Below are 16,277 nucleotides of genomic sequence, written 5' to 3'. Positions count from 1 at the left end.
TTAGAATTTTTTAAAATGCCCAGAAATACATTAGTGCAATGTGAATTACTATAAGTGCTAAGGCTATAGGTGCTTGTGCTTTAATAACGCCAAATTCTTGTTTCATCTCAAGTAGTGCAACTGGTAATGTGTTGAAATTTGCTGCCATAGGTGTAAGTAATGTTCCACAGAAACCACCAGTCATGGCAAGTGCACCTGCTATGATTGGATCTCCACCTTGAGCAATCACGAAAGGAATACCGATACTCGCTGTGATAACTGTAAATGCAGCGAAAGCATTTCCCATAAGCATTGTGAAGAGCACCATACCTAGCACATATGCAATGGCACCAATTAAATGGTTACCCTCAGGTAAAAATGATGAAATGCCTTTAGAAATGACTTGACCTACGCCACTTGCAGTAAAGAGTACGCCTAGTGCTGCTAAGAACTGTGGCAATATACCTGTTGTCCCAACTTGTTGTGTTAATCGGTCACTATCATATAATGTGTAAGATAATTTCGGTTTGATAATGAGTAATGCTGCAATTAAGCCGATAACTGATGAAATACCTAAACCAATTGCACCACCAAGTGGTGTCCAGTTTGATACAACAACAGCTACGACAGCTAGGACAATTGCTGGAATGAAGAGCTTATTTCCATATTTAGCAGAACCTTTTTCAACTTCTTTATCATTGACATCGATAATATTTTTAATTGTAACTTGTCTGAAAAGTGTTAACGCACCCATAGCTAAAACAAGGAGACCATTTATTGCGTCAGGAATGTAAGGCCCGCCTATGAATAAAATAGCTAGAATCGTCCAAAACGCTGCCGTACCTAAACGTTTTGATTTATCTTGTGAACGTAAAGCGCGAAAGGCTGTATATAGGAACTGAAGCCCAATAAGTATGTAAAATATTTCTAAAATATGGTTTAACGTTGTCTCATTCATGATTTTTCACCTCATTATGTCCATATTTTTTATTAAAGTAACGATCAAGTAAAATATTCTTAATCCAAACTAAGATAAGTGTGATGATGGCGATAGGAATTGAAGCAAGTACTAAACTCATTGCATTCACTTTGATATCTAGAGATTGGAAAGTCCCAACCATTAACAAGACGCCTGCAGCACCAACAAATAAGTTTTGACCGAAGAAATTACCATAGTTTTCCATAGCAGATGCTTCAGCTTTTAATTTTTCAATATCTTTCTCATCGATGTCTTTATCAGTAAGATTAAAGCGTGTTCGAAGTGCACCTTGAACCATTGGATTAATTAAAGGTCGAACAAATTGAGGGTGTCCACCGATACGTATAGAAGCTACACCGGCGATTTCACGAATAATTAAATATAAAGTAAGAAGGCGACCGGTTGTTATTTTCTTAACGTTACTAATGAGTTTAGAAGCTTGTTGCTTCAAACCAAAACGCTCAATTAAACCGACCATAGGAAGTGTAAGCATAAATAAAGTTACAAGACGTTGATCTACAAAGGCTTTTCCAAGTGTTGAAAGTACTTCAACGATATCCATACCGGCAACTAAACCAGTGACCACAGCAGCAATTAAAATAATTGCGATTGTATCAAACTTAAGAATGAAGCCGATGATAATGATTAAAATACCAATCAATTTAATCCATTCCATAAAACCACTCCTTAAAATTAATTCAATTTATCATTTAATATCTAAAATCTGAGGTTCAAAGTTACAATAATGTTGTAATGAATCTAACTCAGATAAGATAGATAAATGATTAATAGATGTAATTTTCTTAATATTAGCACAACTAAAATTACTATTAAAGTGAATTTAAAATAAAAAGAATAATATTTTATATAAAGAAAGTATAATAATTAATAGTATAACAAACGATTTTAACCATTATTAACCCTTCTCAAAATAATGATATGAGAAGGGTTTAAATTATATTAAATTATTTTTTGAATTCAAGGTAGTAAAGACTGAATTCTAAGTCTTTTTTTAAGTGGTCTTCAAGTAAATTAGTAGCATTTTGAACATTTCCTTTTGCAAGTTCTACGACTATTTCTTTATGTTCTTCAATTAAGTTAGGTCTACGCTTATTTATTACAGTTTGGCTAAATAAATATATAAAACTACGATATTTTTGATAAGTTTCTAGAATGAATTGATTATTAGTTGCCTTCATTATTTTTTGATGAAATTGATCATTGACTCTAATAATTTCTTGTTCATCATCCTTATCAATATCTATCTGAGTATATTGATTAAGTTCCTCAAAATCTTTTTTAGTATAAACAATGCCAGCTTTTTTGATAGCAAAAGTTTCTAATAAAATTCTCATTTCAAAAATTTGCCTATATTCTTCTTTTGTTGGAGTGAAAATGTAAGAATCTCTTACAAAGTATTCTAATTCTAACTGTTTTAGAGCTTCTCTGATAGGGGTTCTACTAACATTATACTTTTTTGCTAGTTTAGATTCTGTTAATTTTTCGTTTCTCTTTAAATTCCCATCAATGATGTCATTTCTGATTCTTTGGTAGATAGTTAAATTCAAGTTTTCCATAACCATGCCCCCTCGTTATGAAATAAGTTTACTATAAAATTTAGGGTTTTAAAATGTATACAATTATAGTATTATTGTATACATAAATAATGTAATCGCTTACAAAGGAGAGGGTATTATGAAAATTGGGTTCATAGGTTTAGGTATTATGGGTAAGCCAATGGTTAAAAATTTATTGAAAGAGAATATTGAAGTATTAGTAAATGATATTAATAAAGAGTCAATAGAAGAAGTTGTTAGATACGGTGCTAAAGATTCCACAATTCAAACAATCTCAAATGAGGTAGACTATTTAATTTTATCTTTACCAAATGGTGCAATTGTCAAAAGTGTTTTATATAGTGGGGAAAATAATATCCTAAATAATAACAAAATAAATATTAAAGGAGTTATAGATACTAGCTCATTAACTCCAAATGAGTCATTAGAAATTAGTAAAGTGCTAGGTGAAAGAGAGATTAAATATTTTGATGCGCCAGTAAGTGGAGGAGAACCATTAGCTATAAGTGGAGAACTATCAGTTATGGTAGGTTGTGATGAGAATGATTTAAATGAGATAAAAAATGTCTTAAATCCAATTGCAAATTCCGTCGTAAGAGTAGGGGAAGTCGGTTCGGGAAGTGTAGTTAAATTAGCTAATCAAATAATTGTAAACACTAATATAGTGGCTTTATCTGAGGCAGTAGTTTTAGCCAAAAAATTTAATATTGATTTAAATGGGATGTATGAAGCTATAAGAGGAGGATTAGCTGGCTCAAGTGTAATGGAAGCTAAATTTCCTAAAATGATAAAAGAAGATTACAAACCAGGTGGGACTCTGAATATAAATTTAAAAGATTTAAAAAACGTTAATTCTACTGCTGACACAGTTGGTCTTACACTACCTTTATCATCACTTGTAAAAGAATTTTATAAATCTGAAGTAAGTCACGGTAATGGGCTTAATGATCATTCTGGAATAATTAAATATATTGAAAAAATAAACAATATGTAGGTGATATTATGATTAGCGACAGTTTAGTGAATCAAAAAAATATAGAAAATATTAACAAAGGTTTAAGTGATTTTAACTATAAAATTATTGTTTTGGATGATGATCCAACTGGTACTCAAACAGTTAAAGATTTGCCAGTTTATACAAAATGGACTGAGCAATGGATTGAAGATGGGTTCTTACAAGAAAATAATATGTTTTATATCTTAACTAATTCAAGAGCTTTAAGTGAAAAGGAAACAGTAAAATTACATGAAGAAATTAGTCGGAATATAGAAAAAGTGGCAAAAAACCTAAAAAAAGACTACTTAATTATTAGTAGAGGAGATTCAACATTGCGTGGTCATTTTTATCTTGAACCAAAGGTAATAAGTGAATCAGCTACGCAACCTTTTGATGGAGTATTTTATTTACCACAATTCTTCGAAGGAAACAGATATACCTATAATGGTATACACTATTTAAAAGAAAAAGATGAGTATATACCTGTAGTTCAAAGCGAATTTTCAAATGATACTACATTTGGTTATTCTTCTGAAACTATGTTTGAATTTGTGGAAGAAAAAAGTGGGGGAGAGATAAAATCTAATGCAGTATTTCATATCTCATTGAAAACTTTGAGGGAAAAAAATGAAAAAGAAATATTTTCTGTTTTTGAAAAATTAGATAATTTTAGCGCTGTAGTTGTGGATGCTCTCAATGATAATGACATGAATTATTTTGTCAGTTGTTTGATTAAGTTTCTAAAAAGAAATAAAAAGAAATTTATTTTTAGAACTGCAGCGTCATTTGTAAAAGCTATGTGTGAAACTCCAGGAGAAATCATTAATTTAAATCAATATAGTAGTAATAAAAATGGCGGAATAATAATTGTTGGATCACATGTAAAGAAATCAAGTGACCAATTGAGCTACTTAATTAATAATACAGAAATTAAACCTTTTGAGTTTGATGTTAGAGAAATTACTAAAAAGAGTTTGGAAGATTATATAAATAAATTAATTCAAAAAGTTGAAAAAGAAATATCTAATGGAAATAGTGTTGTTGTTTATACATCTAGAGATGTTATTAAAACTGAAGATATTAATAATAATTTGAGTATATCAACCAATATTTCAAATAGCATAGTCAATGTTATCAAAAATATATCTATAAAACCGAAATTTATTATTGCTAAAGGTGGAATTACCTCAAGTGACGTTGCTACAAAGGGATTAAATATAGAAAAAGCAGAGGTTATTGGCCAAGTTACAAAAGGAGTTCCTGTTTGGTTAACAGGTAATGAAGCTAAATATCCTAAAATGCCTTATGTTATTTTCCCAGGAAATGTGGGAGAAGTTGAAACTTTAGCAACAGTATATGAAATGAATAAATAGGGGGTAATGGTGATGGGAGAATTTTGGCCATTGTTTGCAGTTGTAATAGGGGTAATTATATTATTGTTATTGATAATGATATGTAAATTGAATACATTTATCTCATTAATAATAACTTCTATGGTAACTGGTATTTTATTAGGTATGCCTTTAGAAAAAATTGTGGAAACTATTGAAAAAGGAATGGGAGATACTCTAGGTCACATTGCGATAATATTTGGTTTAGGATCTATATTAGGAAAGCTTCTATCAGATGGTGGCGGGGCAACTAAAATAGCTGACACCTTAATAAACGCATTTGGAAAGAAATATGTAACATGGGCAATGTTAATTGCTTCTTTCATAATTGGGATTTCATTATTCTTAGAAGTTGCATTTGTATTGCTAATTCCTTTAGTTTTTACACTAGCAAGAAGAATGAAAATATCTAATTTAGTTGTTGGGTTACCGATGGCAACTTCAATAGCAATAACACATGGATTTTTACCACCGCATCCTGGACCTGTTGCAATAGCTGAAGCTTTAGATGCCAATATAGGTTATGTGTTAATGTATGGTTTTATCATTGGTATTCCTCTAGCAATTATAGTTGGAGGGACTTTCCCTAAATTAGCTTATAAGCTTTCTCCATCAGCTTTTGATAAGTTAGGTAATCAAAATGAGTTAGGAGAAGTTAAAGATGATGAAAAACAATCTTTACCAAGTTTTGGAATAAGTTTATTGACTGCACTTTCTCCAGTTATCCTTATGTTGTTTTCGACAGGCGTACAATTAATCACTGGGAATGAAAGTGGAAAGGCATCAGGATTAGAAGGTGTAATATTCTTCTTAGGCAAATCTACTACTGCAATGTTAATAGCTGTGTTAATAGCAATTTATACAATGGGATTAAGAAGAAATAAAAATATGAAAAATATCATGGAGACAGTTACTAATGCGATAACACCAATTGCAATGCTGCTATTAATAATTGGCGGTGGTGGTACATTTAAGCAAATTTTAATTGATGGTGGAGTCGGAGATACTATTTCTGATATATTCAAGGGCACTGAAATGTCACCTATAATCTTGGCTTGGTTAGCAGCAGCCTTATTACGTACTGCGTTGGGTTCTACTACAGTAGCTGCGATTTCATCTGTAGGTATTGTTTTACCATTATTACAAGCAGTAGATGTTAATATAGCACTAGTGGTATTAGCGATTGGTGCAGGAAGTATATTTTGCTCGCACGTTAATGATGCAGGATTTTGGATGTTTAAAGAGTACTATGGACTATCTATGAAAGAAACTTTTTTAACATGGACTTTATTAGAATCAATTCTTTCGGTAGTTGGTTTAGGATTGATATTAATAGTTAACTTGATAGTGTGATTTTCAAAGAGACTTTTACAAAAATTAGTAGAAGTCTCTTTGAAATTTAACCCTATATATTTTCTCTGCATACGTGATATAATAACTAAGGTTAAATGAGAACAATTCTCATTATCTAGGTTGATTATATTATGTAAAGGAAGTGTCAGATGTGAAATCGCATCAAAGTAAGTTTGACGGTAAATTAATCATTGCGGCTAGTTTTGCAGTGTTAACATATTGGTTGTTTGCGCAATCATTTATTAATATTGGCTCAAGCGTTCAAAAGACGTTTAGTGCTGCGGATTCAACATTAAATCTATCAATCAGTTTAGTCGCTTTTGTAACTGGTATTTTCATGGTAGGAGCAGGGGATATTGCTGATAAAGTCGGCAACCTGAAAATGACGATATTAGGTCTTATCTTTAGTATCATCGGCTGTCTTAGCCTGATCATTGTGCCAGCAACACCCTTTTTAATTATTGGACGAATCTTTCAAGGGCTGTCAGCTGCGATACTCTTGCCTTCAACGATTGGTTTAGTATCAGATAAATTTAAAGGTCAAGATTTGCGTAAAGCCTATAGTTTTATGATGATTGCGACAGTTGGCGGAATTGGATTTTCTTCCTATGTCGGCGGTCTTATTTCTAGTTTATTAAGTTGGCAAATGATCTTTGTAATTTCAATCATTTTGTCAGTGATTGCAATCTATATTTTAAGTCGTAGAAAGGAAACGCCACGTTCAGAACGTAATCATCAGCCTTTTGATTATGTAGGTATGATCATCTTTGGTGTCGTCATTGCTTGCTTGATGTTGCTGATGACACAAGGATTTACATATGGTTGGACGAGTCGTTTCACATTATCTGTTGCTGCTATTGGTCTCATTGCCTTAATTGTGTTCTATCTTTTTGAAAAAGGCAAAACCACACCATTTATTGATTTCTCGATTGTAAAAAACCGAGCATTTCTAGGATCAACGATTAATAATTTCGTACTTAACACAGGCGTTGGGACTACAGTTGTCTTCAATGGCTATGCGCAAAAGCAATTTGGCATGAGTGAAGCACAAACGGGGTTAGTCACTGTGCCGTACGTCTTCATGGCGATTGCAATGATTCGTTTAGGTGAAAAAGCAATTCAAAAATATGGTGGTAAAAGCATGTTAATTGCAGGACCACTATTCCCAGCAATTGGTATTATTCTAATTAGTTGTACATTCTTATCACCAAGTTGGTATGTTGGTGTTGTAACGTTCGCATTCGTGGTTTGTGCAATTGGTAATGGATTGGTAGCAACACCAGGGTTAACCATTGCGGTGTTTAACATGCCAGAAGAAAAAGTGAGCTTTGCGACAGGTTTATATAAGATGGGTGCTACACTTGGGGGCGCCTTTGGTATTGCATTAAATACAACTGTATTTACAGTATGCCAACAGTTCTACTCAGTAGAAATGTCAGCAATGATTTCCTTCTTAGTAGGTGCGATTATTATGGTACTTGGCCTCATTTCGGCATTTATTCTTATCCCTAAAAATGTTAAAGCATAACAAACAAGCGTGACTGTATACTCAGCCACGCTTATTTATAGATAAATATGTAAGAACTTCTTTAAAAAACTATTCATTCACTTTATCGGTCGTCAAACCTTGAGGGATAGGATCGAACATGACTAAGTCCTCGCTATTTAATAAGTCCTCTGTTAATTGTAATTCAGCAATACGATTAGAATTATAGTATTTTACATATAACGTACGTGACGTTAAGTTAAATACAGTTTGGTATAGCGTATAGTGGAATTCATGTTCAGAAGGGCGAACTGCTCCTTTAGGAATGCTGACGCTATCAAGCATTCTAAAGGCATCCAACACCGCATCATCACCATCGTCAGGCAACATATTATTTACGAGATAAGCGGCTCTTACATAACGTTCTGCTGACGTGTAGCCACCTGGTAGTCCAGACGTACCACTTTCATTTCCAATATATAAATTTTTATAGCGTTTATATTGGGGTTTGTAAGGCGTCACATTCGCATAGTTCTTCAAGTTCTCGTAATGCCAATTTAAGTCAGGACTATTTGTTAGTACACCAACTGGATTATCATGAACGACAATGCGACCCTCTACAAATGTAATTTCTGCAGTTCGACCTGTTGCATCCGATACATGATAATGTAAAGGTGGTGCTTCATTAATATCATTTAATGTATGTGCAACGACATTAACTTGGTCTGCTTGTTCAATCAGTTCTTCAATCGTTTGGTTGTAACCAAGCACCCATGTTAACACTTCAGTTTGTGAAATATTAATATAGCCATCACGTATTTTATTAGCGTACGAGGCATAACCTCGGTCATATTGATTTGAAATCGCAAGGCCATGCTCATTTACACCATCTCCGAAAATAAACCCTTCCATATCAGAACCAGCACCAGTGAAACCATACTTCGTTGTCCCTTTATAATCTACACGAGATTCCCAATAGTAGTGACGTGGTTGCACAGCTGGATGACCAGTTAAAGGATAATCATAATCCATCGTACGACCTAAAATAACATCACCGTTTTTAGCTTGAAACGTAAAACCTGTACACATATACAATAGCCTCCATATCCAAAGTGAGAATTATTTTCAATTATAAGATGTCTGTTTATGTATTTCAATTTTAAAATATTTTCGGAAAAAGAGTCCTAAAATAAAAGTTAATATATACATACTAAAGCAAATAATATAGGCCCAAATAATACCATAATAGTCAACGATCATTGATATAACAAAAGTTCCAATAGCGAAGAAAATACTACTGAATAAATTGTTTAATATGTATGTAGAAGGAAGAATCTCTTTAGGCGTATAACGTTGAACTACCGAATTTAAAGAAATGTAACGCATATCTTCGAAAATGCCCATCAATAATGAAAATAATAAGACAATAATGATTGAATGATGGAGGATAAAGCTTAAATTAATAAATGCTAAGAGCACAGGAACGTAAATAATAATCGGGTAATTGATCTGCGTAAAGAAGCGATCTTTATAATTTATCCATAGGCCTGCAATAATTGTGCCACTAAAGAAAAAGGCATTAATCAGTCCAAACCAATAATCAGGAACGTGTAAATAAGTTCTTGTGTAAGTCAAAATAATTGCTGCAATCCAAATGGTTGTTGCGAATGATTCAAAAATGATAGAAATATTTAGATATAAACTTAGTTTATTGCGATAGTTATCACGGATAACGGTTTTAAAACTATTAAAAATCGTTTCCTTATCTGTTTTATAAACATGACGTTCTGAAAGGCGTAAAATAAAGTAATAGCTTACTATTTCTAGTATTAATGCAAATAAAAATAAGTACTTTGCACCGATAAGACTCATTAAGACACCGCCTAATGCCCAAGTAGACAGTTGAACAATGCTGCTCATCATATTCATCAAAGCGTTAGCAGAAGTGATTGCGTCTTTATTCTCAATAAAAGGAATCATTGAGTTCTTAATAGGATTTGTGAATCCGTCAAAAAGAGCATTGAAGAAAAGCAAAATAAATATAAAAGCAGGGGTCATTTCTATCATTAATAGAATGGCGATGCACGCTAAGCTCACTAGTTTAAGAAATTGAAATATAGATAATACTTTTTTCTGAGTAAGGTATTGATAAATATAATTTGAAATAAAACTACTTACAAAAATACCCATAGTAAAAATAATCGGAATTAAAGAAGCGGCTGTCGTCTTTGATGTCATGTTATAAACAACAGCAATTAAACCCACTATCGTTAAAATATCACCAGTATTAGCGAATAACTGACTATAAAGTAAATGGTAAAAATCTTTGCTGTGCTTTGTCATAAATGTCACCACATTTCAGAAGGGATTTTTTACACTATTATAGCATTGGGTAGTTATAAAAAAAACGGGATATCAATAGGTGTCTCAGGCTATAAAGATATATTGGTAGTAGTTGACTGAATAAAAAATGCACTTGAATTAGGTTTTTTCAAACCTTGTCATCCTTGACGGTGGACCTTAGCAAAGAGCATTTTATCAAGCAAATATACAAGTTAAGCAAATTGGGAGCGGGACAAAGAAATACATTTTGAAAAATATGATTTCTGCCTCGCTCCCTAATAAGATTAAGCCTAAAAAATAAGCGTTAGGAGGTAGTGTTTAACTGCCTCCTAACGCTTTTGTTCAGACCACTATGCGTGTGCGTGTTCTGGTACGTCTTTAAAATTGTCTAAACGACGATTCCATTCTTCATCACTTATATTATTTTTAGCTACATAACGGTTACGTTCATGTTTCGCGCAATCATATGAACATGCGCCAAGATATTTAGCTTCATTTTCTTCTGAAACAAGAATTTGTTTGTTACATTCTGGATTAGCACAGTTAATGTAACGCTCACATGGTGTGCCGTCGAAGTGTTCTTTACCAATCACTGTTTTCTCAACTTGGTTGACGTCTACGCTAATACGCTCATCGAAGACGTACATTTTACCGTCCCAATATTCACCTTTAGTCTCAGGATCTTTACCATACGTTGCAATACCGCCATGCAATTGACCAACATTCTCGAAGCCCTCTTTTACTAACCAGCCTGAGAATTTTTCACAACGAATACCACCTGTACAATATGTTACGATATTTTTACCATCTAATTGGTCTTTATTCTCACGAATCCAATCTGGTAAATCTCTGAAACGTGTAATATCTGGACGGATTGCACCGCGGAAGTGACCTAAATCAAATTCATAGTCATTACGTGCATCTAAGATAACAGTATCTTCATCTTCCAATGCTTCTTTAAATTCACTAGGTGAATAGTATTTACCAGTTGTGACACGTGGATCAACATCGTCCTCTAAACCAAGTGCAACAATTTCATTTCTTGGGCGAACATGCATTTTTTTGAAAGCATGACCTTCAGCTTCGTCAATTTTGAACGTCATATCTGCGAAACGTTCATCTGCATGCATATGTTCGATATATTGATCTGTATCTTCTTTCGTACCTGATAACGTACCATTGATACCTTCTGTAGACACTAGAATTCGACCTTTTAAGTTGTTTGCTTTACAGAATTCTAAATGCTCAGCAGCAAATGTTTCTGGGTCATCAATCGTTGTGTATTTGTAATATAATAACACTCTATAATCCATTTTCTGATTCTCCTCTAAAAATTATTATTTATCGTAAAGGCAAGCCATATCATTTAATGATTCATTCATTTATCTTTTTATAAAAATCAACATTATATTATTTTATCAAATTTACAATAACTTTCAATATTTCAGTTTTTAAAATAGGGCAATAGACCTATGTTAGAAGTATAATTACTTTTTGAAAACGATTACATGTAGTACGATAAGTAGAAAGTGTATTAATGGATTATAATGAATGCAAATGATACTTTTCACAAAGGGAGGAAATGTTAATAATGACAAATCAATCTTTACCAAAATTAACATATACTGGAGCATCTAAAAGCGCAGTACCAATTATTTCTGAAAGTGAATTACAAACGGTAACGGCCGAACCATGGTTGAAAATTTCAGATGAAGGATTGCAATTAGAAGGTCTCATCTTTGATAGAGATCATAATTTGTTCTTATGTGAAGTATTTGGCGGTAAAATTTTTAAAGTTGATATAAATACAAAAGAAGTTTCAACAGCATTTCAATCAACAAAACAAAATCCAGCTGCAGTCAAAATACACAAAGATGGACGATTATTTACATGTTATTTAGGTGACTTTGAGTCAACAGGCGGCATCTTCGCTACTGATGAACATGGTGAACAGTTTGAAGAAATTATTTCGGAACTTAACACGGAATATTGTATTGATGACATGGTCTTTGATAGTAAAGGTGGCTTCTATTTCACTGATTTCAGAGGGTATTCTACTAACCCTAAAGGTGGCGTCTACTACGTTTCGCCTGACTTCAAGACAGTAACACCAGTCATTCAGAATATTTCAGTAGCTAACGGAGTAGCGTTAAGTACGGATGAAAAAGTACTATGGGTGACAGAAACAACGACAAATCGACTTCATCGTATTCAATTGGAGGACGATGGTGTGACAATTGCACCATTTGGCGCAACGATTCCATATTACTTTACTGGACATGAAGGGCCAGATTCAGTATGTATCGATAGTGATGATAATTTATATGTAGCGATGTATGGCCAAGGTCGTGTTTTAGTCTTTAATAAACGTGGCTATCCTATTGGTCAAATCTTAATGCCAGGGCGTGATGAAGGAAAAATGTTACGTTCAACACATCCACAATTTATTCCTGGAACAAATCAATTGCTTATTTGTACCAATGACATTGAGAATGGCTCAGAAGGTGGTTCTATGATTTATACCGTTGAAGCCTTTGCGAAAGGACATGAAAGCTATCAATTTCAGTAAGTAATAAGCGACATCGTCTAACACACCATAAAACCCCTCACTAGCGCAATAGTGAGGGGTTTGGTGTTGCCAATGGAATTAATTTATGAATGTATTATATCACTATGAGTAACTTATTGCAAGTTTAATTCGGCCAGCATAAAAGATTACTAAATAGAGCTTATTTACTAATCAAATGAAACTTTTTTAAATATCCAGTATACTGAAATAGAATAATAAGACATCCGCATAAGTATGAAAGGAGTATATGATGAAAGACAATTGGATGAAATATAAAGATGACAGTCTTGTAGCATCATTCTATGATAGCCAGACCGCAACGTTTCAAGAACAAGGATTTGAAACTGAATTAGCATTTGGTACTGCCGGTATTCGCGGCCAGTTTGGACTTGGTCCAGGTCGTTTAAATCGCTATACCATACAACGTCTGGCATTAGGAATTGCTAATTACTTAAAAGATAAAGAAGATAATCCTTCAATTGTCATTCACTATGATATTCGTCACTTATCATCAGAATTCGCGCATATTATTACGCAAATTTTGACTTCGAATGATATCAAAGTTTATCTGTCAGATGTGTATAAAACAACGCCACAGCTCTCTTATGCTGTGCGATATTTGCAAACATCTGCAGGTATTATGATTACAGCAAGCCACAACCCTAAAGATTATAATGGCATCAAAGTTTATGGTGCAGATGGCGCACAATTAGATGAGGCTACGTCATTAGAAGTTGCTAACTATATCAATAATTTAGGTGATCCGCTTGAGTTAAATATTAAATTAAACCAAGAACGCATTGAGCAGAATACTAGTGATTTACCAGAAGCGGTTAATGATAGTTATATCAATGAAATTACACGGTTAGTAGGAGATATTCCACAATCTGACTTAAAGGTTATTTATACGAGTTTACATGGTACCGGAGTACCGATTATTCCAGACGTGTTAAAGCATCTGAATTTTAAACAAGTCAGCTTAGTGCAATCACAATGTGAACTTGATCCGAACTTTAGTTCCGTGAAAAGTGCGAACCCTGAAGAACGAGAAGCCTTTGATTTAGCGATTCAACAAGCACATGATAGCGATGCGAATTTAATTATTGGAACAGATCCAGATGTTGATCGCATGGGGTTTGTTGAACGTTATACAGATGGACAAACATATTACTTTGGTGGCAGTGAAATCGGGGCATTACTCATTAAATATTTTCTCGAACACACGAATGTACCGGAGCATTCAGTTGTTATTCAATCTATTGTAAGTGGTGAGTTAGGTAAACGTCTTGCGCAACAACATGGGGTCACTGTGAAGGAAGTCTTAATCGGCTTTAAGCATATTGCTAAAGCTATTCGTGAATTAGATGATACAGAATCTTTCCTATTCGCCTATGAAGAAAGCTATGGCTATTTGGCCGATGATTTCGTGCGAGACAAAGATGCTATTCAAATCGTGCCATTGATGATTAAGTATGCATCTATTTTGAAAAGTCAGGGCAAAACACTATACGACGCTTTAAATGAGATTCATAACGAAGTAGGGCAATATCGTGATAAACCGATGTCTAAAGTCTTTGAAGGTAAAGAAGGACAACAACAGATTAATGAATTAATGAATCAATTAAGACAAAATATTCCTGAAATCATAGCAGGATTAAACGTTGTTGCAGTAGAAGATTACGAGACATTAAAACGCGTCAATAAAGAAGATAATACCGAAGAAGCAATATCATTACCACAAGCAAATGTGATTCGAATTATCTTTAAAGAAGGCTTTATTGCATTGAGACCATCAGGTACAGAACCTAAACTGAAGTTCTATCTCTCACTCAACGTCGATAACTTCGAACAAGTATCACAAGAAATCTATAATTATATATTTGGTGATACTGAATAGCCTTTCTCAAATGTCTTTCCTAGTACAAAGACGGCATTTTGATGGCAAGACGCTACTAGGAATTGGATACGTCTTGAGACAAAAATGAAAACAAAAAGCGATGAATCACGACCATTAACCTTTGTAAAAGGCTGGTCAAGTGCGTCATCGCTTTTTCAATCAAAGCAAGCAGGGAGCGGGACAACGATTTTAAAAAAATCTGTCCCGCTCCCTGTTCTACTTTATTAATACTTTCTTAAAAAATTGATTTGTCGATCGTATAATTTATTCGCAATATAAGATTGTACCATATTCAGAATCTCTTCAATTTCCTGTGTCATATTTGATAATACACGCACGGTAAAGCCATGTGTTGGCAATTGTGTTATACCAAGACGACAATCATATTGCTTCATATAACCTTTAATTTCGTCATACACTTCATCGATTAACTTTTGCGTCACGTCAGGATGAATAAAATAGGCTGAACCTAAATGTGTGTAATGCTCCATATAACCAATCGAACTAATCTCTGTTTCACTTGGATGCATACGCAAATTATCGTAAGTGACGAGTTCATCACCGACGTAAATTTCATTTAATAAATGCATATAATCATATGTGAAATGTTCATCACGCATAGAATAGCCAGGCGTCAAAATATCTGTATAATACATAGATGCCGTTTCATCTAACTTGAATATATTGTGCTGATAGAATTTCGCATGTTCGTAAGCAATAATCGGGTCACCAACATATTCCATATATCCATCTTTCGCTATATGGAATGTTTGATATTGTTCCACACGATCATTCAACGTCTTATAAATCTTCGTAGCACCTTGTGATGTGAGCGTCACTGCTGCGCCTTGATCTACATTGATATTCATTCGATATCGATCGCCATCTAAGTAACCACCGCCCACGTTCACAATATAGAACGTAGGCATCGTTGAATGATTTAAATAGACTGGGCGAATGACTTTTAGCGCTTTTTCAAAGAAGATGTCGCGTGCAACAGAGCGTTTACCATTATTGAATACAGTTAAGTCTAACTGTCCAGTCCAAGGTTGTTCAATAGCTTGTTTCTTGTCTTCAGTCATTAAGCTAGCCCTTTAAGCAATACATCACGTTCAATCCATTCAATTACATTATCTAAGCCATCATCAGTCTTAAGGTTAGTGAATGTGAATGGACGATTTCCTCTAAATGTCTTCGTATCTTCAGCCATTTGGTCTAATGACGCACCGACAAATTCCGCTAAGTCTGTTTTATTAATGACGAAGTAGTCAGATTTAATCATACCTTGACCACCTTTACGTGGAATCTTCTCACCTTGGGCTACATCGATAATATAAATTGAGAAATCTACTAATTCTGGACTGAATGTAGCGGCTAAGTTATCGCCACCAGATTCAATAAATATTAACTCAATGTCGTCATTACGTTCTAATAATTCATCAATCGCAGCAAAATTCATTGAAGCGTCTTCACGGATAGCTGTATGTGGACAGCCACCTGTTTCGACACCAATGATTCTATCTTCAGCTAGCACGCCTGTATTGACTAAGATTTTTTGGTCTTCTTTAGTATAAATATCATTTGTGATAACACCGATACTTAATTCTTTAGACAGACGGCGGACTAATTTTTCTACTAATTGTGTTTTACCTGCACCAACAGGACCACCAATACCAATTTTAATTGGATTTGCCATAAATATTACC

Annotated in this window: 14 protein-coding genes; 6 read left to right on the top strand and 8 right to left on the bottom strand. The window is 33.9% G+C overall.

The features are described from left to right. Nucleotides 1-10: 10 nt before the first annotated feature. The 3 genes from AK212_RS07275 to AK212_RS07265 form a co-directional block, all read right to left on the bottom strand. Nucleotides 11-937, bottom strand: coding sequence for a DUF979 domain-containing protein (locus AK212_RS07275; RefSeq protein ID WP_053030050.1), 927 nt, complete (start codon nucleotides 935-937; stop codon nucleotides 11-13). Then, the gene (locus AK212_RS07270) at nucleotides 930-1,634 is read right to left on the bottom strand and encodes a DUF969 domain-containing protein (protein WP_053030049.1); all 705 of its coding nucleotides are present in this window, start codon (nucleotides 1,632-1,634) and stop codon (nucleotides 930-932) included. Before AK212_RS07270 ends, AK212_RS07275 begins: the two co-directional genes overlap by 8 nt. 289 nt (nucleotides 1,635-1,923) lie before the next feature. Then, nucleotides 1,924-2,535: a GntR family transcriptional regulator gene (locus tag AK212_RS07265; RefSeq protein ID WP_053030048.1), complete on the bottom strand. Its 612-nt coding sequence runs from the start codon at nucleotides 2,533-2,535 to the stop codon at nucleotides 1,924-1,926. Nucleotides 2,536-2,653: 118 nt separating this feature from the next. Between AK212_RS07265 and AK212_RS07260 the strand changes: the two genes are divergently transcribed. The 4 genes from AK212_RS07260 (at nucleotide 2,654) to AK212_RS07245 (ending at nucleotide 7,804) form a co-directional block, all read left to right on the top strand. Beyond that, complete coding sequence (locus tag AK212_RS07260; RefSeq protein WP_053030047.1) at nucleotides 2,654-3,529, top strand: NAD(P)-binding domain-containing protein; 876 nt, start codon at nucleotides 2,654-2,656, stop codon at nucleotides 3,527-3,529. An 8-nt stretch (nucleotides 3,530-3,537) separates the two neighbouring features. Further along, nucleotides 3,538-4,905, top strand: coding sequence for a four-carbon acid sugar kinase family protein (locus AK212_RS07255; protein WP_053030046.1), 1,368 nt, complete (start codon nucleotides 3,538-3,540; stop codon nucleotides 4,903-4,905). 9 nt (nucleotides 4,906-4,914) lie between these two features. Beyond that, nucleotides 4,915-6,276: a gluconate:H+ symporter gene (locus tag AK212_RS07250; protein WP_371106754.1), complete on the top strand. Its 1,362-nt coding sequence runs from the start codon at nucleotides 4,915-4,917 to the stop codon at nucleotides 6,274-6,276. A 151-nt stretch (nucleotides 6,277-6,427) separates the two neighbouring features. Beyond that, entirely contained in the window at nucleotides 6,428-7,804 is a 1,377-nt protein-coding gene (locus AK212_RS07245) for an MFS transporter (protein WP_053030044.1), read from the top strand. A 69-nt stretch (nucleotides 7,805-7,873) separates the two neighbouring features. On the opposite strand, the gene AK212_RS07240 is transcribed toward AK212_RS07245, so the two are convergent. The 3 genes from AK212_RS07240 to trhO all read right to left on the bottom strand — a co-directional run bounded on the left by AK212_RS07240 (nucleotide 7,874) and on the right by trhO (nucleotide 11,418). Beyond that, the gene (locus AK212_RS07240; RefSeq protein WP_053030043.1) at nucleotides 7,874-8,851 is read right to left on the bottom strand and encodes a choloylglycine hydrolase family protein; all 978 of its coding nucleotides are present in this window, start codon (nucleotides 8,849-8,851) and stop codon (nucleotides 7,874-7,876) included. Nucleotides 8,852-8,887: 36 nt separating this feature from the next. Further along, entirely contained in the window at nucleotides 8,888-10,105 is a 1,218-nt protein-coding gene (locus AK212_RS07235) for an MFS transporter (RefSeq protein ID WP_053030042.1), read from the bottom strand. A gap of 350 nt (nucleotides 10,106-10,455) precedes the next feature. Next, on the bottom strand, nucleotides 10,456-11,418 hold the full coding sequence (gene trhO / locus AK212_RS07230; protein WP_053030041.1) for an oxygen-dependent tRNA uridine(34) hydroxylase TrhO: 963 nt from the start codon (nucleotides 11,416-11,418) through the stop codon (nucleotides 10,456-10,458). Nucleotides 11,419-11,696: 278 nt separating this feature from the next. Between trhO and AK212_RS07225 the strand changes: the two genes are divergently transcribed. Both AK212_RS07225 and AK212_RS07220 read left to right on the top strand, forming a co-directional pair. After that, nucleotides 11,697-12,674 carry an SMP-30/gluconolactonase/LRE family protein gene (locus tag AK212_RS07225; protein ID WP_053030040.1) on the top strand — a complete coding sequence of 326 codons (978 nt, stop codon included), beginning with the start codon at nucleotides 11,697-11,699 and terminating at the stop codon, nucleotides 12,672-12,674. Nucleotides 12,675-12,924: 250 nt separating this feature from the next. After that, nucleotides 12,925-14,571, top strand: a complete 1,647-nt coding sequence (locus AK212_RS07220) for a phospho-sugar mutase (protein WP_053030039.1) — start codon at nucleotides 12,925-12,927, stop codon at nucleotides 14,569-14,571. Nucleotides 14,572-14,795: 224 nt separating this feature from the next. Here AK212_RS07220 and AK212_RS07215 read toward each other — a convergent pair whose 3' ends face one another. Continuing rightward, nucleotides 14,796-15,653 (bottom strand): urease accessory protein UreD, encoded by an 858-nt coding sequence (locus AK212_RS07215; RefSeq protein ID WP_053030038.1) that lies wholly within the window; start codon nucleotides 15,651-15,653, stop codon nucleotides 14,796-14,798. Continuing rightward, entirely contained in the window at nucleotides 15,653-16,267 is a 615-nt protein-coding gene (gene ureG, locus AK212_RS07210) for an urease accessory protein UreG (protein ID WP_053030037.1), read from the bottom strand. Before ureG ends, AK212_RS07215 begins: the two co-directional genes overlap by 1 nt. Nucleotides 16,268-16,277 lie beyond the last annotated feature (10 nt).

The sequence above is a fragment of the Staphylococcus borealis genome, from assembly GCF_001224225.1.
Taxonomy (GTDB): domain Bacteria; phylum Bacillota; class Bacilli; order Staphylococcales; family Staphylococcaceae; genus Staphylococcus; species Staphylococcus borealis.
The sequence above is the reverse complement of the archived record's forward strand: the minus strand, read 5'-3'. Positions and strand labels throughout refer to the sequence as shown.